Annotated in this window: 17 protein-coding genes; 3 read left to right on the top strand and 14 right to left on the bottom strand. The window is 59.7% G+C overall.

Going from position 1 to position 19,480, the window contains the following annotated elements; genetic code table 11:
• Positions 1-217 precede the first annotated feature (217 nt).
• The 6 genes from ygiD to IB213_RS00475 form a co-directional block, all read right to left on the bottom strand.
• Positions 218-1,159 (bottom strand): 4,5-DOPA dioxygenase extradiol, encoded by a 942-nt coding sequence (gene ygiD / locus IB213_RS00500; RefSeq protein WP_370551125.1) that lies wholly within the window; start codon positions 1,157-1,159, stop codon positions 218-220.
• Between the two features lie 118 nt (positions 1,160-1,277).
• Positions 1,278-2,174, bottom strand: a complete 897-nt coding sequence (gene ubiA / locus IB213_RS00495) for a 4-hydroxybenzoate octaprenyltransferase (protein WP_192405062.1) — start codon at positions 2,172-2,174, stop codon at positions 1,278-1,280.
• 96 nt (positions 2,175-2,270) lie between these two features.
• On the bottom strand, positions 2,271-2,798 hold the full coding sequence (locus IB213_RS00490) for a Dps family protein (RefSeq protein WP_191722396.1): 528 nt from the start codon (positions 2,796-2,798) through the stop codon (positions 2,271-2,273).
• Positions 2,799-2,939: 141 nt separating this feature from the next.
• Complete coding sequence (locus tag IB213_RS00485) at positions 2,940-3,902, bottom strand: LysR substrate-binding domain-containing protein (RefSeq protein WP_191722395.1); 963 nt, start codon at positions 3,900-3,902, stop codon at positions 2,940-2,942.
• A gap of 123 nt (positions 3,903-4,025) precedes the next feature.
• Positions 4,026-6,149: an ATP-dependent DNA helicase RecG gene (recG, locus tag IB213_RS00480; RefSeq protein WP_192405061.1), complete on the bottom strand. Its 2,124-nt coding sequence runs from the start codon at positions 6,147-6,149 to the stop codon at positions 4,026-4,028.
• Between the two features lie 507 nt (positions 6,150-6,656).
• Positions 6,657-7,793 (bottom strand): diguanylate cyclase domain-containing protein, encoded by a 1,137-nt coding sequence (locus tag IB213_RS00475; RefSeq protein WP_191722393.1) that lies wholly within the window; start codon positions 7,791-7,793, stop codon positions 6,657-6,659.
• A 221-nt stretch (positions 7,794-8,014) separates the two neighbouring features.
• Here IB213_RS00475 and queA point away from each other — a divergent pair, with 221 nt between their 5' ends.
• Entirely contained in the window at positions 8,015-9,103 is a 1,089-nt protein-coding gene (queA, locus tag IB213_RS00470; RefSeq protein ID WP_192405060.1) for a tRNA preQ1(34) S-adenosylmethionine ribosyltransferase-isomerase QueA, read from the top strand.
• A 112-nt stretch (positions 9,104-9,215) separates the two neighbouring features.
• Here the strand turns inward: queA and IB213_RS00465 are convergent, their stop codons facing one another.
• The 5 genes from IB213_RS00465 to IB213_RS00445 form a co-directional block, all read right to left on the bottom strand.
• Positions 9,216-11,123, bottom strand: coding sequence for a DUF4153 domain-containing protein (locus tag IB213_RS00465; RefSeq protein WP_192405059.1), 1,908 nt, complete (start codon positions 11,121-11,123; stop codon positions 9,216-9,218).
• Between the two features lie 358 nt (positions 11,124-11,481).
• Complete coding sequence (locus IB213_RS00460; protein ID WP_192405058.1) at positions 11,482-12,240, bottom strand: ABC transporter ATP-binding protein; 759 nt, start codon at positions 12,238-12,240, stop codon at positions 11,482-11,484.
• Positions 12,237-13,229, bottom strand: coding sequence for an iron chelate uptake ABC transporter family permease subunit (locus IB213_RS00455; RefSeq protein WP_192405057.1), 993 nt, complete (start codon positions 13,227-13,229; stop codon positions 12,237-12,239). The genes IB213_RS00460 and IB213_RS00455 overlap by 4 nt, the downstream gene beginning before the upstream one ends.
• Before the next feature lie 2 nt (positions 13,230-13,231).
• Complete coding sequence (locus tag IB213_RS00450) at positions 13,232-14,233, bottom strand: ABC transporter permease (protein WP_192405056.1); 1,002 nt, start codon at positions 14,231-14,233, stop codon at positions 13,232-13,234.
• Positions 14,217-15,146: a siderophore ABC transporter substrate-binding protein gene (locus IB213_RS00445; protein WP_192405055.1), complete on the bottom strand. Its 930-nt coding sequence runs from the start codon at positions 15,144-15,146 to the stop codon at positions 14,217-14,219. The genes IB213_RS00450 and IB213_RS00445 overlap by 17 nt, the downstream gene beginning before the upstream one ends.
• A gap of 278 nt (positions 15,147-15,424) precedes the next feature.
• Here IB213_RS00445 and IB213_RS00440 point away from each other — a divergent pair, with 278 nt between their 5' ends.
• Both IB213_RS00440 and IB213_RS00435 read left to right on the top strand, forming a co-directional pair.
• Entirely contained in the window at positions 15,425-16,330 is a 906-nt protein-coding gene (locus IB213_RS00440; protein ID WP_192405054.1) for a DMT family transporter, read from the top strand.
• Between the two features lie 53 nt (positions 16,331-16,383).
• Positions 16,384-17,253 carry a Wzz/FepE/Etk N-terminal domain-containing protein gene (locus IB213_RS00435; RefSeq protein WP_192405053.1) on the top strand — a complete coding sequence of 290 codons (870 nt, stop codon included), beginning with the start codon at positions 16,384-16,386 and terminating at the stop codon, positions 17,251-17,253.
• A 238-nt stretch (positions 17,254-17,491) separates the two neighbouring features.
• On the opposite strand, the gene IB213_RS00430 is transcribed toward IB213_RS00435, so the two are convergent.
• The 3 genes from IB213_RS00430 to trpC form a co-directional block, all read right to left on the bottom strand.
• The gene (locus tag IB213_RS00430) at positions 17,492-17,755 is read right to left on the bottom strand and encodes a DUF2798 domain-containing protein (protein ID WP_192405052.1); all 264 of its coding nucleotides are present in this window, start codon (positions 17,753-17,755) and stop codon (positions 17,492-17,494) included.
• Between the two features lie 6 nt (positions 17,756-17,761).
• Positions 17,762-18,481: a uracil-DNA glycosylase gene (locus IB213_RS00425; protein ID WP_191722383.1), complete on the bottom strand. Its 720-nt coding sequence runs from the start codon at positions 18,479-18,481 to the stop codon at positions 17,762-17,764.
• A gap of 130 nt (positions 18,482-18,611) precedes the next feature.
• Entirely contained in the window at positions 18,612-19,412 is an 801-nt protein-coding gene (gene trpC / locus IB213_RS00420) for an indole-3-glycerol phosphate synthase TrpC (RefSeq protein WP_191722382.1), read from the bottom strand.
• Positions 19,413-19,480: the final 68 nt, after the last annotated feature.

Here is a 19,480-nt window from a genome sequence, read left to right as displayed (position 1 = left end):
CTGAACACGATAAAAAAAGCCCCGCCAGCATGGTTGCTGCGGGGCTTTTTGCATCTTATCCACAGTGCGCCGCCTTTGCCAGCCGGGGCCGCACATTGCAGGCAGTGTTTGAGAAAAAGCGCATCAAACCAGACAGCGATTTAGCGATTTAGAGCTTTAGCACCTGAGTGCGTGCCACCAGCGCACCGATGCATCACGGTCTGGGCAACCAGCGGCGTCAAGCACCCCAGAGCATGGAGCGCATGGAGATCGATGCCATCTGAAAATCAGCATTGAAAAACCGTGCGCGCTCGCCGCTGCCCACAGCACCTGCCGCATACAAAAGCGGTAGATAGTGGTCGTGCGTCGGGTGCGCCATCTGCGCCACGCTGCCCATTTGCTGAAAGTTGCTCAGCCCGGCCAGATCGCCTTTTTCAACATGCCCGGTCACCATCTGGTCAAACTCGATGGCCCAGTCATATGCCTGCAGCGGCGACTGTGTACGCTGCAGGGCACGCAGGTTGTGCACGGCATTGCCACTGCCCACAATCAGCACGCCGCGCTCGCGCAGTTGCTGCAACTGCTGGCCCAGCGCAAAGTGCTCTGCGGGGGGGCGGCTGTAGTCCATGCTCAGTTGCACTACGGGGATGGACGCATCGGGGAACATGGGCTTGAGCACGCTCCACGTGCCGTGGTCCAGCCCCCAGGCATGCCCATCCACACCCAGCGCCTGCTGGGTGTGGGGGTTGTGCAGTTCTTGAGCCAGTTGCTGCGCCAGCGCAGGTGCACCCGGCGCGGGGTATTGCTGGGCAAACAGCTCGTCAGGAAAACCACCAAAGTCATGGATGGTCCGGGGCTGCGCCATGCCGGTCAGCAGCGAACCCTGTCCCTGCGTGATCCAGTGCGCAGAGATGCACAGCACCAGTTGAGGCCGCTCTACGCGCTGCAGCAGCTCCTGGCCCAATTGCTGCCAGCTTTGGCGGTAGGCGTTGTCTTCGATCGCGTTCATGGGGCTGCCGTGCCCCACAAACAGCACCGGCATGCGGGCCGAGGGCTGCAGTTCTGTGACCCCGGCCTGCGCTGCGGCGTCTGGAAGGTTGTTACTTGCTGTCATGCGTGCTCCCGTGGCCACCAAGGCCGCTGCACCTGCTGCGGCACCCAGCCACTGTCTGCGTTGCATCTTCCCACTTTCAAAGCCAACCCGCGTACGGATATACAAACCGAGGCCACGCGCCGTGTGCGTTCACTGCATGCAGATGGCTGCGTTTGCGCCACCTGCACCCTGGCCCGCTGCCCACTCAACGCAGGCCAAATCCCAGTGCAATACCGGCAAAAATTGTCAGGCCGATGTAGTGGCTCTTGCTGAAAGCTACAAAGCAGCCTGCGCGCTGGCGGTCTTTGATCAGGGTGAAGTGCCACGCCACCTGCGCCGCTGCCCCAGCCATGCCCAGCCAGAAAGGCCAGCCCAGGCCATAGGGCAGCAACGCCCAGATCGTCAGAACCATGCACAGCACAAAGAAGGCCATGATGCCCAGCACGTCAAAACGCCCCAACGTGATGGCCGAGGTTTTCATGCCAATCTTGAGATCATCGTCGCGGTCCACCATGGCGTATTCCGTGTCGTACGCCAGCACCAGAAACATATTGGCCAGCCACAAAATCCACGCAGTCCAGCCCACGCTGCCGGTGACCGCTGCAAACGCGATCACGATGCCAAAGTTGAATGCAATGCCCAAGAAGGCCTGCGGCATGGCAAAAAAACGCTTGGTGAAGGGGTAAAGGATAGTGAACAGCACCGCCGGCACCGACCATGCAACCGCCTCCCACCGGGTGGTGAGCACCAGCCCGAAAGCCACCAGGGTGAGCACCACGCCCACCATGGCAGCTTCTTTGACGCTGATTTGCCCACTCGTAATCGGGCGCTGTGTGGTGCGTTTGACGTGCTTGTCAAAATCACGGTCCGCAATGTCATTGATGGTGCAGCCTGCACTGCGCATCAAGAATGTGCCCAGCACAAAAACCACCAGCAGGTGCCAGCCCGGAAAACCGTCACCAGCCACCCACAACGCGGCCAGTGTGGGCCAGACCAGCACCAGCCATCCGGCAGGGCGGTTAAAGCGAATCAGATCTAGGTACAGCGCAATTTTGGAGCGCGGTGCAGGCTTGGCTGCGTGCGTAGGCGTGGAAGTGGTCATGGGCAAATTGTCACGCTAAAAGCACAACGCCCGCTGGGTGCGGGCGTTGTGCAGGCTGCAGGTACTGGTATCAGCCCCTGCAGCGCAATGCAGGTATCAGTCTTCCAGCAAGGAGCGCAGCATCCATGCGTTTTGCTCGTGCACGGTCAGGCGCTGTGTCAGCAAGTCGGCGGTAGGTTCGTCGCTGGCCTTGTCAGCCAGGGGGAACAGTTCACGGGCTGTGCGGGCCACGGCCTCGTTGCCCTCCACCAGAATACGGATCATGTCCATGGCCTTGGGAGGGGTTGCGGGCACATCGGGCAGGCTGGTCAGCTTGCCAAACTGGCCGTACGAACCGGGTGCGAAATGGCCCAGTGAGCGAATGCGCTCTGCCACGGGGTCTACGGCATTCCACAGTTCGGTGTACTGCCCCATGAACATGGTGTGCAGCGTGTTGAACATGGGTCCTGTGACGTTCCAGTGGAAGTTGTGCGTCGTCAGATACAGCGTGTACGTGTCTGCCAGCAAACGCGACAGGCCATTGGCAATGGCTGCGCGGTCTTTGTCATTGATGCCGATATTGATGGGCATGCCGGCAGGTGCTTGTGCCGCTTTGACAGTTTGCTTCTTGGTTTCTCTAGCCATGATGTATCTCCTCGATCATGCAAAACCGGACAACATCCACGATGTTGCTCGGGGTTGGGTGGTTCTTACTGTAGCGCATGCACGTGTACACAACCGCGTCAGTCAATGACTTATGGCAAGGCACGCGCTCCAGGGTCACGCTCAGGTCAGCAGCTCGGCGCCGGTCAGCTCGCAGGCGTACACGGCATTGCGCAAGGCGGCAATCGCTTCGTAGCGGGTAAAGCTGCGGCGCCACACCAGCACCACGCGGCGGCTTGGTGGCGGGTGGCCATCTTCTGCACGAATTGGCAGATAGCGAATGTGGGGGTCGTCCGATGTGCGGCGGCGCTGCGTGACCAGGGCGTCTTTGGGGACAGACAAGCGCGGAACCAGCGTCACGCCCATGCCTGCGGCCACCATGTGCTTGATGGTCTCCAGAGAAGAGCCTTCAAACGTGCGGCGAATGCCTTCTGCGTTGCTGGCATAGCGTGCAAATTCAGGGCACACCTCCAGCACATGGTCGCGGAAGCAGTGACCGGCACCCAAGAGCAGCATGGTTTCGTTCTTGAGCTCTGTGGTCGTCACCGATTCCTGGTTCGCCAGAGGGTGGGTATTGGGCACCGCAGCCATAAAGGGCTCGTCATACAGTGCTGCGGTCGCCAGACCGGTTTCAGGAAATGGCTCGGCCACGATGGCGCAATCGATTTCACCTGTGCGCAGCATCTCCAGGAGCTTGACGGTGAAGTTCTCCTGCAGCATCAGCGGCATTTGCGGCGTCATCTTGATGGAGTTGCGCACCAGCTCCGGCAGCAGATAGGGGCCAATGGTGTAGATCACGCCCAAAGTGAGCACGCCCGACAGCGGGTCTTTGCCGCGCTTGGCAATTTCCTTGATCTCTGCGGCCTGCTCCAGCACGCTTTGCGCCTGGCGCACGATGGATTCCCCCAGCGGCGTCACCGACACTTCGCCTGCGCTGCGCTCAAAGATTTTGACGTCCAGCTCTTCTTCCAGCTTCTTGATGGCCACCGACAACGTGGGCTGCGATACATAGCAGGCGTCAGCTGCACGGCCAAAGTGTTTTTCGCGAGCAACGGCAACGATGTATTTCAGTTCTGTAAGCGTCATGACTTTTGAGTATGCCTATCGAAGATCGAGCAATTATTGTGCATTTATGTAAACAAATGTTTGGTTCGCAGACTGTTCAATACCCGGTCTTTGCCGGTTATTGCGAACAAATCCGTTTTTGTCCTACGCCTTGAGGAATTCAGATTTTGCGCCCAACCAGCGCTGAATGTGCGTGGCCGCCAAATGGGGGTGCTGCGCCAGCATCACAGGGGCCAATTCTCGCGCCCACTCCAGCAAGGCAATGTCTTTGTCCAAATCGGCAAACCGCAGCATGGCATCGCCAGACTGCCTGGCACCCAGAAATTCACCCGGCCCACGTATTTCCAAATCGCGGCGCGCTATCTCAAAACCGTCATTGGTCTCGGCCATCGCCCGCAAACGCTCCTTGCCGGTATCCGATAAGCGACCATTGTCATTGACCGCGTACAGCAGCACGCATGCAGAGGCTGCAGCACCGCGCCCGACACGTCCACGCAACTGGTGCAGCTGACTGAGCCCAAAGCGCTCGGCATGCTCAATCACCATCAGCGATGCATTGGGTACATCCACGCCCACCTCAATGACGGTGGTGGACACCAGCACGCCCATGATGCCCGCGGTGAACAGCTCCATCACGGCCTTCTTGTCTGCCGTGGGCATGCGTGAGTGCAGCAGGCCCACGGCGACGCCGGGCAAAGCTTCACTCAAATCGGCGTGGGTGGCCGTGGCATTGGACAGATCAAGCGTTTCACTTTCCTCAATCAGCGGACACACCCAGTAGACCTGGCGCCCCGCCGCAACCTGGGCACCAATGCGCGCAATGACCTCGTCTTTGCGGCTGTCTGAGATCACCTTGGTCACGATGGGGGTGCGCCCCGGCGGCAGCTCATCAATGACCGATACATCCAGGTCTGCGTAATAGCTCATGGCCAGGGTACGCGGAATGGGGGTGGCACTCATCATCAGCAAATGGGGCTCCAGCCCCTTGTGCGCCAGCTTCTGGCGCAAAGCCAGACGCTGCGCCACACCAAAGCGGTGCTGCTCGTCAATGACGGCCAGCGCCAGACTGTGAAACTGCACCTGCTCCTGGATCACCGCATGTGTGCCCACCACCAAGGCGGCTTCGCCACTGGCCACCAGCTCCAGCATGGCTGTGCGCTCTTTTTTCTTTTGCGCACCCGACAGCCAGGCTACTTTCTTGCCCAGTGGGGCCAAAATAGGCTCCAGCCATCCCACCAGCTTGCCAAAGTGCTGTTCCGCCAAAATTTCGGTCGGAGCCATCAAAGCGCACTGCCAGCCAGAGGCAATGCAGACCATGGCCGACATGGCTGCCACCACCGTCTTGCCAGAGCCCACATCGCCTTGCAGCAGGCGGTGCATGGGGCTGGCACGCGCCATGTCTTCGGCAATTTCCCGGCACACGCGCTGCTGGGCACCCGTGAGCCCAAATGGCAGCTGCTGCAAGAACTGCTCCACCAGCGTCTGGGTGCCGGCTTGCGGCGCAGGCACCGTCAAACGCGGAGCCTTCAAGGCCGCACGTTCTTGCTTGGAACGGTATTGCGACAGCTGCTGCGCCAGCAGCTCTTCGGCCTTCAGCCGCTGCCATGCCGGGTGGCTGTGGTCTTCCAGCGTGACCAGCGCCACGTCGGGCGTTGGGTGGTGCAAGAAAGACAGCGATTCACGCAGCCCCATCATTGGCTGCAAACCATTGTCACCCCAGTAGCTCATCACAGGCGGGGGCGTATCCGGGGGCAAGGTTTCAGGCAATTGCACGCGTTGCAGCGCGCTGGCAATGGCACGGCGCAAATAGGGCTGGGGCAGCCCGGCGGCAGTGGGATACACCGGGGTCAACGCTTGCGGCAGCTCGCCACCGGCCACCTTGAAGGCGGGGTGCAGCATCTGCCGCCCCCAGAAACCGCCTTTGATCTCACCCCGAATACGCAGCACCGTACCCACGGCCATGGTTTTTTGCTGTGAGGGATAAAAACTAAAGAAGGTCAGCACACAGTTGCCGGTCTCGTCTTCCACTGTCACCTTAAGCATGCGCCGAGGCCGCAGCTGCACCTCGCACTGCGTGACCGTCGCTTCAATCTGCACCGTATCGCCATCGCGGGCATTGCGCAGCAAGGTGATTTTGGTTTCATCCTCATAGCGCAGGGGCAGGTGCAAGACCAGATCAATATCACGCACCAGACCCAGCTTGTGCATGACTTGCTGTGCAGCACTGGGGGCCGTTTTTTTGCTGGTCGGTGCGGGGGAAGAAGGCATGAATCTTGAAACGTTGGAGTAATCGCTGGCTTGGAGGAAAAGGCTAACACGCAAGGCAGCGTGCACAAGCTTAAGCCCACAGTTTCATGCACGTACAGGGCAGGGAAACTGCATGCAAGCACTGGTGACCTGGCTCACCACCACAGCTTGTGGTCGGTACACACCCTGTACACCATGTGGCCCGTTGTTCGCAGACTCTGGGACTGGGTTTTACGCATCAGGCTGCCATCATGCACGCGGCAACCGTGCCAAGCTAGGTCACTCGGCGTATTCAAAAGTACGGATAGCTGGCAGTGGCCTTATGTCCCACCGTTTTGGCTGGCGCGCTGCTGCTTTGCCAAGAACAAGCGTGCGCATCTCCTGAAACCAGCAGGTGGCCCACCAGGCCTGTGCATGCCATCAGGTCAAGGCTTTCAGCCCCTCGCACCCCAAAGCACGCACGGCTTACGCGGCTGGCAGCACCTTGCACCAACGCACAGCCAGATGCCCTGCCCTGTGTGGCTGAATTTATAGGGACCGCTCGGCCGTTTCGGGCTTCATGGCGCAATTGCGGCCCGCCCCCTTGGCGCGGTACAGCGCCTGATCCGCCTCGCGCACCAGCAACTTGGCGCCAGCACCTGTGGGCACCAGACTGCACGCACCTGCGCTGATGGTCACCACCGGTGCAGCCTGAGAGCTGTCGTGCGCCAGGCCCAGGGCCTGTACCGCCAGCACCATGCGCTGTGCAACGGCGTAGGCACCGTCCATGTCAGTGTCGGCCAGGATGACGGCAAACTCCTCTCCACCATACCGGGCCACCACATCGGTTTCACGGTGCGCGCAGCCCTGAATGGCTTTGGCCACGGCTTGCAAGCACGAGTCTCCCTGCAAGTGACCATAGCGGTCGTTGTAGCGCTTGAAATAGTCCACATCAATCAGCAGCATGCCCACAGGCCGGCCACTGCGACGTGCAATGGCGCAGGTCTGCTCCAGGCGCTCATTGAAGTGCGCACGGTTGGCAATGCCCAGCAAAGCATCTGTGCACGACAGGGCCTTCAATCTGGCGTTGGCATCTTCCAGCTCCCGCGTGCGACGGGCCACCCGCGCTTCCAGCGTTTGATTGGCCAGTGCCAGCTGCGCGTTCTGGGCCGTCAGCGCCGTGTACAGCTTGCCAATCATCTTGAGCAGCGCCTGTGTGCCGTTGTCGTGGTTGCCGCGCTCTTTGTCGTAGGCGTCGGCCGGCCCCATGCCTTCGCGGATGGACTTGATCTGCCGCGCCATGGACTGATCGATGCCCAGAATGTGCAAGCCCAGCCATGACGTCAGAAAGCCCACCAAAGTGGTGGCCGGATCCGTCATGGTGGTGCGCTGCGCCCACAGCATGATGACCTGCTCCACAAATTGCTGGTGCATGCTGCGGTGGCTCTCGACATGCCGGGGATCGACGGCAAATTTCGCCATCAACTCCTCTTCTTCCTGGAAGTGATGCTCGGTGTACGACAGCAGACGCGCATAGGTGTCGGCCAGCACCACCTCACGGTCACTGCGTTTGGAAAAAAGGCCCCGGCTCAGTTCGTTGAACAGATCCACCAAGGCATGGTGCTGCTCGTCTACGGACTCGAGATCCGTCACGAAATGCTGATCCCATACAAAAGTGGTATCCATACCAAGCCGATCACATAGTAAAAAATATGTAAGTCAGTGTAAGGACGATTTCAACGGCGTTCGTGATGCGCATCAAAGGATGCACCCCTTGCTACCGAGGGCTTACCCAAAGTCATCAGGGGCATTGTTGGCTTCAAACGACGTCGCAGCACCCAGATTTGCGAGAATTACTTCTTTTGTCTTCACCTTGGAACGGGCTTGTTCAGCCCTCAAGAACACGCATGTCTCTCAGCCCCCGCGCTCATACCCTCAGTGATTTCGACTTTGTGCTCCCCGAGCACCTGATTGCCCAACACCCTGCTGCCGAGCGCAGCGCCTCGCGCCTGCTGGATGCACGGGCACCGGAGCTGGTGGACCGCATTTTCAAAGAACTGCCCGATTTGCTGCGCGAAGGCGACCTGCTGGTGTTCAACGACACCAAGGTGGTCAAGGCCCGCGTATTTGGTGAAAAAGCCAGCGGCGGCAAGCTGGAGCTGCTCATTGAGCGCGTGCTGCAGGGCAACGAAGTTGTGGCGCACATGAAGGTCAGCAAAAAGCCTTTGCCCGGAGCCCGTGTGCACCTGTGCGGTGGCATCAGAAACGGTGGTTTTGATGCGGTACTGCTAGACCGCTGGCCCGATGAAAACGGCCCCTTGTTCCGCTTTGCACTGCAAGGAGCTAAAGGCGAAACACCATGGCAGCTGATGGACCAGTTTGGCCACCTGCCCCTGCCGCCCTACATTGCGCGCAACCAGAACGCCGAGGTAGACCCCGATGAAGCAGAAGATGCCGAGCGCTACCAGACGGTGTTTGCCAGCCACCCCGGTGCCGTGGCCGCACCCACAGCAGCGCTGCACTTTGACGAGAAGGTGCTGGCTGCGCTCAAAGCTAAAGGCGTAGAGACCGCAGCCGTCACGCTGCACGTGGGTGCAGGTACCTTCCAGCCCGTGAAAACCGAAAACCTGGCCGAGCACCAGATGCACACCGAGTGGTACAACATTCCGCTGCCTACGCTGGCTGCGCTGGAGCGCTGCCGCCAGCGCCGTGGCCGCATCATTGCAGTGGGCACGACCAGCGTGCGCACACTCGAATCCTGGGCACGCTCTGGCCAGATTTCAGGCGACACCAACATCTTCATTACCCCGGGTTTTGAGTTCCGCGTGGTGGATGCGCTGATCACCAACTTTCACCTGCCCAAAAGCACGCTGATGATGCTGGTGAGCGCGCTGGCGGGCTACAAGCACATCATGGATGTGTACCAGCACGCCATTGCCAATGATTACCGTTTCTTCAGCTACGGCGACTCGATGCTGCTGGAACGCCGTCGTTGATCTGGCAGATCATTAAAAAATGAGCTACTAGCGCATATCAGCAGGGCTTTTCAAAGTTAAAACACTTTGAAAACGTTGATACACATGCGCTAGCAGCTCTTTTTTATGATGGTCACCGCATGGCCTCTTGCTGGCCCACCGCCGGCGTCACGTTCTGCTCAGCGTCTTGCACCTGTACCTGCCATTGCGGCCAGCGGGGTGGCAGCGTTTGCACCTGCCCGCTGCGCAACGCTTGACTCAGACTGCTTCGCTGGTGCGCATCGTCCATGTAAGGCCACTGCACGCGGCCTTCATCACGCCACGCGCCCGGCACGTCAGCGCGTGTGCTGGCTTCACGCGCCGTCAGCTGGCAGCGCGGTGAAGACGACCCCAGATTACACAGCAAGTAGTCGGTCTGGCCATCTTTGTCCCAATCCCCACCCACCAGCACGCACTGTGCATCTTCGGCCACGCAGGAAGAAGCCCAATACTGGCTGCGCGTTTGTGCCTGCAGCCACAGCCACCAATCCGCTGCGGGCACATCGCCCGCCACCGTGCGAATGCGTGTCTGGGCAGTGGGCACATCCACCACCTCGTCCTCGTCTTCGTCTTCGTCTTCGCGCTCCAGCACGGCATCTGCACGGGTTGCACTGCCCGCAATTTTCTCTATCCATGCCTTCACCTGCGCCTGCTGGGCAGTCGGTGACTCGGCCAGCTCTGACAGTGCCGCAGCGCCGTAAGGGCCATGGTCAAATTTCAAGGCTTTCAGGCGTGCAGGGGTGATGGTTTGCGCCCCCGATGCCAGTTGCGCCAGCTGGCTGCGCGCACTGAGGCGATCAGGGTCCAGCAACGGTGTCTGCAAGGCCAGCAACACCGCCAGCACCAGCAGCGACATGCCTCGATTGACCCCACTGACCCCAGACAGCCACGGCCTCCCCTGCCCGGCACCACTGGCGCGGCTGTTGCCAATAGCGGCCCAGGCGTAGCCTGCGGCATACAGCCACAGCAGGCCACTGCCTGCCGCCGCCCACAGGCGCTCGGCAGTCCAGCCGTATTGCGCCACCCGCAGCCCCACGGCCACACTGGCCAGTGTGGCCAGTACGGGCATGGCCAGCAGGCTGGCATGTACCAGATGCAGCACCCAGCGCGGGTACGGCCCTTGCGGCACAGCGCCATCTTGGTAGACCGCATTCACCAGCCACAGGTGAGCCAGCAAAACGCACATCAGCAATGCGGCGGCAAACCGTGTGGCCCACAGTTTTTCAACGCCGGTAAAGACCAGCATGGCCACAAACAGCACCAGCACCCAGGCCATCAGCGGCAGCAACAAGCGCCCCAGCGCCAGCAGCACCTGGCGGGCCATTTGAATGGGTCGCTCCTGTGTGCGGGCCATCCACAAGCCCAGACCTGCTGCCAGGCCGGTGGCGGGCAGCACAAACCACATCTGACTGAATAATGTGGCAAACCATTTCACCCCCACCAGCGCAAATAGCCCGGCCCACAGCCACAGCACGCCCCAGATCAGCTGCACGCACAGGCTGGCCAGAGCCAGCACCAGCGCGTTGTTCCAGGCATGGACAAACAGCCGCCCATAAGCAATGCGCCAGCTGCCTTGCTCCAGACGGGCTTGAAACCATGCCAGCGCCACAAACCACCACAGCGCAATAGCGCCCACCAGCCGCAGCAGCGTGCCTTCATGCCCGGCTTCACTGTGCAGGCTGCGCCACACGGCCCAGCCTCCCATGGCCAGCACCACCGCAGCCATCACGGCACCGCCGGCCCACAGCGCCGCCTGACGCCAGCGGGAGACAGCCATGCCCATGAACAGCGCAGGCAGCACGATGAGCAGCGTCCACAGCACCAGCCAGGATCGATCAGCCGCACCATCGCTGCCCTTCATCCACTCCATCAGCACATACAGCGCCAGGCCTTGCAGCAAGCCCATGGCGAGCAAGCCTTGCCGCGACACTGGCGCTGGCGGCGCCGCGGCCTGTTCGGACGAGGAAGGAAAAGCGGGGGGTGAAAGCGAATCGGCGTGCATGCGGTGAGTCTATCGGGGCTGCCTGGGGTTGCGGCGCATTTCGCGCTGCCTGCAGGCACAGCTGCAACCATCCTGCAAAGCGTTTTTCAGCACCCGCACAACGCCAGCTGCAGATGCACGCAGCGCACTTGGAGTGCACGCTGGCGCAGCGCATGGTTTATGCCAGAGATGGCCAGGGTGCAAAGATGTTTTCAAAGCCATGGCCACCTGCATTTGCACAGCCAGCGCCTTGAGCAAAAACACCTTGGAACGCTGTATTTTTCCGCTCTAGTACCAGTACCAGTACCAGTACCAGCGCCAGCGCCAGCGCCAGTGACAGTGACAGTGCCAGCAGCGCTAATTTTTTACTGAAAAGGCGCTACGCAAAGTAGTGGCACAGCCGCTGACCCAGGATCTCATGCACCGTCACATCCATCCCGTACAGCGCGCTCAGAACCTCATCGCGCACCACCAGCAGCGGACCACCCTCGTAGGCTACATGGCCGTCTTTCATGGCGATGATGTGGTCGGCATAGCAACTGGCAAAGTTAATGTCGTGCAGTACCACAACCACCGTTTTGCCGCGCTCTTGCACCATGCGGCGCAGCAGCTTCATCATGCTGGCCGCATGTGCCATGTCGAGGTTGTTGAGCGGCTCATCCAGCAAAATGTAGGGGGTGTCCTGGCACAGCACCATGGCGATGTAGGCACGCTGGCGCTGGCCACCCGAGAGCTCATCCAGATAACGGTCTGCCAGCGCGTTGAGTTGCAGAAAATCCAGCGCCTCATCCACATGGCGCACATCCTCTGCCGTCATGCGACCCTTGCTGTGCGGAAAGCGGCCAAAGCCCACCAGATCACGCACCGTCAGGCGCAGCGCAGACTGGTTGTCCTGACGCAAGATGGCCATCACCTTGGCCAGCGCATCGCTGGCGGTGGTGGCCACATCCAGCCCCCCCACTGTGGCCGTGCCAGCGGTCATGGGAGCCAGGCGGCTGACCATCGACAGCAAGGTGCTTTTCCCCGCTCCGTTGGGGCCGATGATGGCGGTCAATTGCTGTTCAGGGATTTGCACGCTCACCGCGTGCAGCACCGTGGTCTTGCCGTGGGTTTTCACCACATCACGTGTTTCGATCATTGTTTACCTTTGCGCATCAGCAGGTAGATAAACACCAGCCCGCCAACAAACTCCACCACCACCGACAAGGCCGAGTTAAAGCCCAGCACCCGCTCCAGCACCACCTGCCCGGCCAGCAGCAGCACACAGCCCCACAGCACCACGGCGGGAAGCACCCACTGATGGCGGCGTGTGCCCATCCACTGGTAGGCCATGTTGGCTACCAGAAGGCCAAAGAAAGTCACCGGCCCGACCAGTGCGGTGGAGATGGCCACCATGGTGCACATCACCACCAGCAAACGCAGCACCTGCGGCTGGTAGTTGATGCCCAGATTCACCGCCGCATCACGCCCCAGCGCCAGCACATCCAGCACATGCCGCTGACGCCAGAAATAAAGTGCCCCCAGCACCAGCAAGGCCAGCGAGGGCCACAGCAGCTGCGTGTGGATGGTGTTGAAGTTGGCAAACATGCGGTCTTGCAGCGTGGCGAACTCATTGGGGTCAATCATGCGCATCGCAAAGCTGGTCATGCTGCGAAACAAAATGCCCATGACCATGCCCACCAGCAGCATCAAGTGCAGGCTGCTGGTATGGCCGGTGAACAGCCAGCGCATCAGCGCCACGCTCAGGGTCACCATCAATGCGATTTCCATCGCAAACTTGGGCAGCACACCCATGCCCACCACGCCGACAGAGCCCAGCACCAGCACCAGCACGGCCTGCAAAAACAGATACAGCGCATCCAGCCCCATCACCGCAGGTGTCAGGATGGTGTTGTGCGTCACGGTCTGAAACACCACGGTGGACATGCCCAGCGCGCAGGCCACGATCACCATGGTTACCACCTTGGTGCCACGGTGCTGCAGCACAAAAGCCCAGTCTGCCTCGACCCCCAGCGTCATGAACGCCAGCGCCGCCATCAGCGCCATGACAGCCAGCGTGGCCAGACGCACACTGCGCCGCTCCCACCCTCTGGCGGGCTGTGCAGCCACATACAAATCTTGCGCCATGCCTACCCCTGCTTCGCACGACGGCGCAACAAAATCACCAAGAACAAGGCACTGCCCACCACACCCATCACCGTGCCCACGGGCACCTCATAGGGCGCAATGATGAGACGGCCAAACAGGTCACACACCAGCGTCAGCGCAGCCCCTGCAGTCGCCACCCACAGCACGCTGCGACGCACGTTGTCCCCCACCATCAGGCGCACCACGTTGGGAATGATCAGACCCACAAAGGGGATCGAACCGACGGTCACCACAATGCAGGCCGTCACCACTGACACCACAATCAAGCCCTGCAGCACCAGCCGCTTGTAGTTCATCCCCAGATTGGTGGCGAACGATTCACCCAGGCCCGCCACCGTAAAACGGTCGGCAGCCAGACACGCCAGCGCCGTCATGCCCAGCGACAGCCAGAGCATTTCATAGCGGCCTTCGATCACTACCGAAAAGTCGCCATTGGAGAAGGCCCGCAGCGACTGAATCATGTCGTGCTGGTAGGCGATAAAGGTAGTGCCCGCCTCAATCACCCCAGCCAAAATCAACCCCACCAGCGGCACGATCCATGCCGAGCGCAGGCGTATGCGCGCAAGCACCGCCAAAAACAGTGCCGTGCCCGCCATGGCCGTGGCCGCAGACACACCCATCTTGGCAAACACCGGCAGATCTGGCGCCCACAGCATGCAAAACAGCATGCCCAGCGTGGCCGACTCTACGGTGCCCATGGTGGATGGCTCCACAAAATGGTTGCGCGCCAGCATCTGCATGAGCAAACCCGCCACCGCCATGGCACTGCCCGCCAGCATCAGCGCCAGCGTGCGTGGTACGCGCGAATACATCAGCACCTGGGCCACCATGTCGTCGTCGCTGTCGCTCCACAAGGTGTCCCAAGACACATCGCTCACGCCCACCGACAAACTCCATAGCGCCAATGCAAAAAGGGCCACAAGGGCCCCTGTCCACGCCAGCGCAACGCGCCCAGCGGGTGTTTGTTTACTTGTAAAAAGCATCTGCTAGCTGTTTCAAATTCTCTTTCAACGCAGTTGGGCTGGCGTTGGACATCGTGTACCAGTTGGCTGCATTCAGATAGACCACCTGCTTGTTGCGCCATGCCTTGGTGGCATGCACCAGCTTATTGTCCAGCAGCTTTTGTGCAGCCTGGCCGTCGTTGCCAATCGCGGCATCACGGTCAAGCACCAGCAGATAATCAGGATTGGTCTTGAGCAGGTATTCAAACGACACCGCCTGACCATGCTTGGACACTTCAATCTTGTCCTTGATGGGGTTCACGCCAAACACCGAATACAGCATGTCAAAACGCGAGCCGGGGCCGTAAGCGCTGAGCTTGCCACCATTCGTCATCAGGAACAATGCACCGCCCTTGTTGGCCGCCTTGGCCTTCACATCAGCAATGCCTGCGTCAATCTCTTTGATCTGCTGCTCGCCCTTTTCAGGCACCCCGTAAATGGCCGCAATGCTGCGGATGTTGCGGTACACGTGGGCCATCTGATTTTGGTTATCAATCGTAATGTCCAGCACTGGTGCGAACTTCTTGAGCTCATCAATCTTGGGCAGCGAGCGATTGCCTGCAATGATCAAATCGGGCTTGAGGGCTTTCACCTTCTCGTAGTCCGGCTCAAACAAGGTGCCGATGTTGGCGTACTTGCCGGCATCAGCGTAGTGCTTCAAAGCAGGAGGCAAGGCTTGGTGCGGATTGCCCGCCACATCGCCACCGAGCGTCTGGATGATGTCCAGCGCGCCATAGTCGTACACGAGCACCGTCTTGGGCTTCACGGGCATCTGCACCTCTCCCGTGTTGTCATTCACCTTGATCGTGCTTGCGGCGTGCGCAGCAGCAAAAGGCAGTGTCAAAGCTAACACCAGGCCGCCCAGAGTTTGGCGGCGTGTCCATACAGCGTTCATGTTCTTTTTCCTTGGCCCCAAAGGCACCAGCAACATTGCGAAGATGTCTTATTGTATGAGAATCATTCTCAACATGTGCCAAGTGGTCATGCAAGCTTGTCCAAGATCAGAAAACAGCATGTCACGCAAGAGCCGAACTTGGCCAGATAGACGCACTAAAATCTGCGGCGCGTGGCGTGCCCGGTGCAGGCCTTTTCCGGAATTGGCGAAGCCCCTTCGCGCCCGGCTTCGCCGCCATGCTGGTGGCATTCGTTTGTTGCAGAAAGTGGGTGGACAGCATGTCGTCCTCCATCGGGCCAGTGGCCACCATTTCCCCCGTTCGCGCCACACTCACGGGCATTGCCCTCACCATCAGCGCATGTGCGCTGTTTGCACTGCTGGACAGCGGCACCAAGTACACCGGCCAGTACCTGCCCATGCTGATGGTGGTCTGGTTGCGCTTTGTGGCCCAGGCCGTGGTAACCACCGCCTGGGTACTGCCACGACACGGCCTGCATGCGCTGCGTACGACACACCCCAAATTCCAGATCGGCCGAGCCCTCAGCGGGGTCATGACCACCGTCTTTGCCTTTTATTGCATCCAGAACATGCCGCTGGCCAACTTCACGGCGGTCTGGTCGGCAGGGCCGCTGCTGATCGTAGTGGCCTCTGCCCTGCTGTTTGGTGAAAAAGTCAGTGCTGCACGCTGGGCCTTGCTGGTCATTGGCCTGCTCGCCGTGATCGCCATCGTGCGGCCCGAGCAAGATGGCATGCCACTGGGCTGGATGGCGCTGGCACCCGTGGGTGTGCTGCTGTGTGGCACCACCTACCAGCTGCTGGGCAGCCGGCTGGCGCGGCTAGAGCACCCCACCACCACGCAGCTGTACACCACATGGCTGCCCGTGATCGCCACTGCGCCACTGATTCCGTGGATCTGGGAGCCGATTGCCCAGTGGCACATCTGGCTGGCCGTGGCGGTCATGGGTCTGTGCAGCGGCATTGGCCACCTGCTGCTGCTGCAGGCCTTTACCTTTGCCACCCCATCTGTGGTGTCGCCTTTTCTGTACAGCCAGATAGGCTTTGCCATGGGCATGGGCTGGCTGTTTTTTGGCCAGATACCCGATGGCATCTCGCTGATGGGCATGGCCATCATCATGGGCTGCGGCTTGTTCAGCATGTGGCTCACCCTGCAACGCCAAAGTTGACTACCCTTGTACCATGTTAGATTGGTAGTTTTTAAGCTTGGAATCACAAATTCATGACAACAAATGAAGCGCCTCTTGTCGAAGTCAACAGCGATGAGATTGAACTGATCGATTTGTTGATCGTGATTGCAGAAAATCTGAAGTTGCTGATCTTCATTCCGCTGCTGGTCGGTGTGGCTACATTGGGCTTCAGTTATGGAATGGATAAAACCTACCAAAGCGAGTCCATGTTGAGCCCGGAGAAGCCAGGGCTGAACTTTTCAGGCCACTTGTTGAGCAGTTATCTCAAGTCTGCAGATGTTTTGGAGGCAGTTGCCTCTGACATCAAGTTTGAGCCCACTCAAAGCATGACTAGCCGTGTCACCGCTTTGCGCAACAGCCTCCAAGTTTCCGTCGGTAATCAAGACCAGATAGTGACACTAAAAACGCAGGCTCAGACACCTGAGGCGGCTCAAGAGCTCAATGCATCCATTTGGCAACATGCTCTGAAAAAAACAGTCCCCAACCCCGCCGAGCTGGAACGCCTGCAGATCCAATTAAAGGCCGCAAAAGAACGTTTAGATTCAGGCAATAGCCTGGAAGCCATAACCGTCAAGGCCCTTGCCAATGGGGTGACTAATGAAAGCACCACCCGTTTGTACGGTGAGTTGCTGACATCTAACAGCGCTCTGCTACGTAATATTGTCCTTCTTGAATCTCAAATTGAAGGACTGACATCGGACAGTTTTTCTCAGAAACCAACGCTGCCAGAATTCCCTATCAAACCCAAAAAGGCCTTTCTTGCCGTCGTAGCCACGCTTGGCACGGGCTTGCTGATGTTGTTGTTCGTTTTGGCTCGCCAAGCACTGCGTAGTGCTGCTCAAAATCCTGAACAAGCCGACAAAGTACGACGCCTGCGTCGCTCATTGGGTTTTAAGACATAACACAATAGCGAGGCACGCTCAGGCTCCGCCTGCTGCACAGACCCATGTCAGTATGTGCTGAACTCTTTACAAAAGAGTCAGTCGTTTGATTGCCGAAAAAACCACTTCTCATGCCTGGCCAGGACAGCAACCGACCACGCCGCCACCTAGCGGCAGCCAACCGCTGCTTCATGCATCAAGTGGACATTTGCACGCCGTGCTTTGGAGTGTTTGCTGCGACAGACACTACAGGCACGAACTAAGACAACCGCACCAGCTTCGTGGTGATGCGCTTGACCAGCGGGATCACCAGCAGCACCGTCGGGAAAGCCACCGCCCACGCCAGCAGCCAGGTGGAGGGCCAGGCGCGCAGCACTTGCGTGGTCCAGCCCATGGCGCGCACCAGATTGACCATGCAGATGATTCCGGACATCAGGCCAGACATGAAGAAGGGCATGACGACCAAGGCGTACTTGGGCGGCAGCTTCGGGATACGGCCAACGATATAGGGTGAAGAAGACATGCTCGCTCAATATCCGTGTTGTTCACGAAAGGCCTTGGCCTGACTGAAATGGCCGTTGCCAATGAACGGCACCGGCGGACGCAGCGCAGACAGTGGAGACGGGTGGTTGCTCATCAGCACCAGATGGCCCCTGTCTTGTGGAATCAGAGACTGCTTGGACTGTGCGTGGGCACCCCAGAGCATGAACACCGTGGGGCGGCCTTGCTCGGCCACCTGGCGGATGACCGCATCGGTCAGCTCTTCCCAGCCGCGCTTGCTGTGGCTGGCGGCCTGGCCCTCTTCCACCGTCAGGCAGGTATTGAGCAGCAGCACACCGTTTTGCGCCCACTTGACCAAAGAACCTCCGGGCTGGGGCATGGGCGGAAAAGGCGCGCCCAGGTCGCGCTGCATTTCCTTGAAGATGTTGAGCAGCGACGGTGGCAGGCGCACACCTGGCGCGACGGAAAACGCCAGACCTTCCGCTTGACCGCGACCGTGGTAAGGGTCTTGCCCCAAGATAACCACGCGCACATCTTCGGGAGCAGTGAGCTCCAGCGCACGCAAAGGCTGAGGCGGGAAAATCACCGCACCCGCCTGCAGGCGCTGCTGCAGATAGGCCTGCAACTGCTGCCCCTTGGGCGAAGTGAAGAACGATGTAACCGCCCCGCGCCAGCCGTCTGCCACCATCCAGCCAGCAGGGTCTGCGCTCATCAATTGGGTAGCAGCTTGCGCTGGTGATTCGGTCATTTCAATTCAATTTCTATTCAACACAATCCAAGGCAAGCACTATCAGCTCACAAGTGCAGAGCATCAACACTTGCCTTGCCATCCTGACGCGCCAGCGAAACGGGTGCTGCTGCGCCAGCCCATCTTGCAGTTACGCAAACAGCTTGGCCAGCGCTTCGCCGGGTTCGGGGGCACGCATGAAGGCTTCACCCACCAAGAAGGCATCAATGCCTGCGCCGCGCAGGCGCTGCACGTCGTCTTGCGTCAGGATGCCCGATTCGGTCACCAGCAAACGGTCTGCGGGCACTTCCTGCTTGAGCGTGATGGAGGTTTGAATGTCGACTTCAAACGTGCGCAGATTGCGGTTGTTGATACCCACCAAAGGCGTCTTGAGCTTGAGCGCACGCTCCAGCTCTTTGCCGTCGTGCACTTCCACCAGCACGGCCATGTCCAGGCTGCAGGCAATCTGCTCCATCTCGGCCATCTGCGCATCATCCAGGCATGCTGCAATCAGCAGCACGCAGTCGGCACCCATGACACGTGATTCATAGATCTGGTAGGGGTCGATCATGAAGTCCTTGCGCAGCACCGGCAGCAGCGTGCTGGCACGCGCTTGCTTGAGGTAATCGGGCTGGCCCTGAAAGAACTGGCGGTCAGTCAGCACCGACAGACAGGCAGCGCTGATCTTGCCGTTGCCCACCATGTAGCTCTGGGCAATGTCAGCGGGGTCAAAGTCGGCACGGATCACGCCCTTGCTGGGGCTGGCCTTCTTCACTTCGGCAATCACCCCGGCCTGGCCTTTGGCGATTTTGGCGCGCAGCGCACCAACAAAGTCACGGGTGGAGATGCGGCTTTCGGCATCGCGGCGCATTTCAGCCAACGCAATCGCACGCTGGGCCGCGGCTACTTCCTGGACTTTGACTTCGCAGATTTTTTGGAGGATGTCAGACATGGTTTTCTTTCTGTTCAGTCGCTGCGCAGCGGGGCGCAGCCATGGGCACTATTGTCAACGTCAGCGTA

This window comes from Comamonas sp. CMM02 (assembly GCF_014851485.1).
GTDB lineage: Bacteria > Pseudomonadota > Gammaproteobacteria > Burkholderiales > Burkholderiaceae_C > Comamonas > Comamonas avium.
This window is presented reverse-complemented; position numbering and strand designations above follow the sequence as displayed.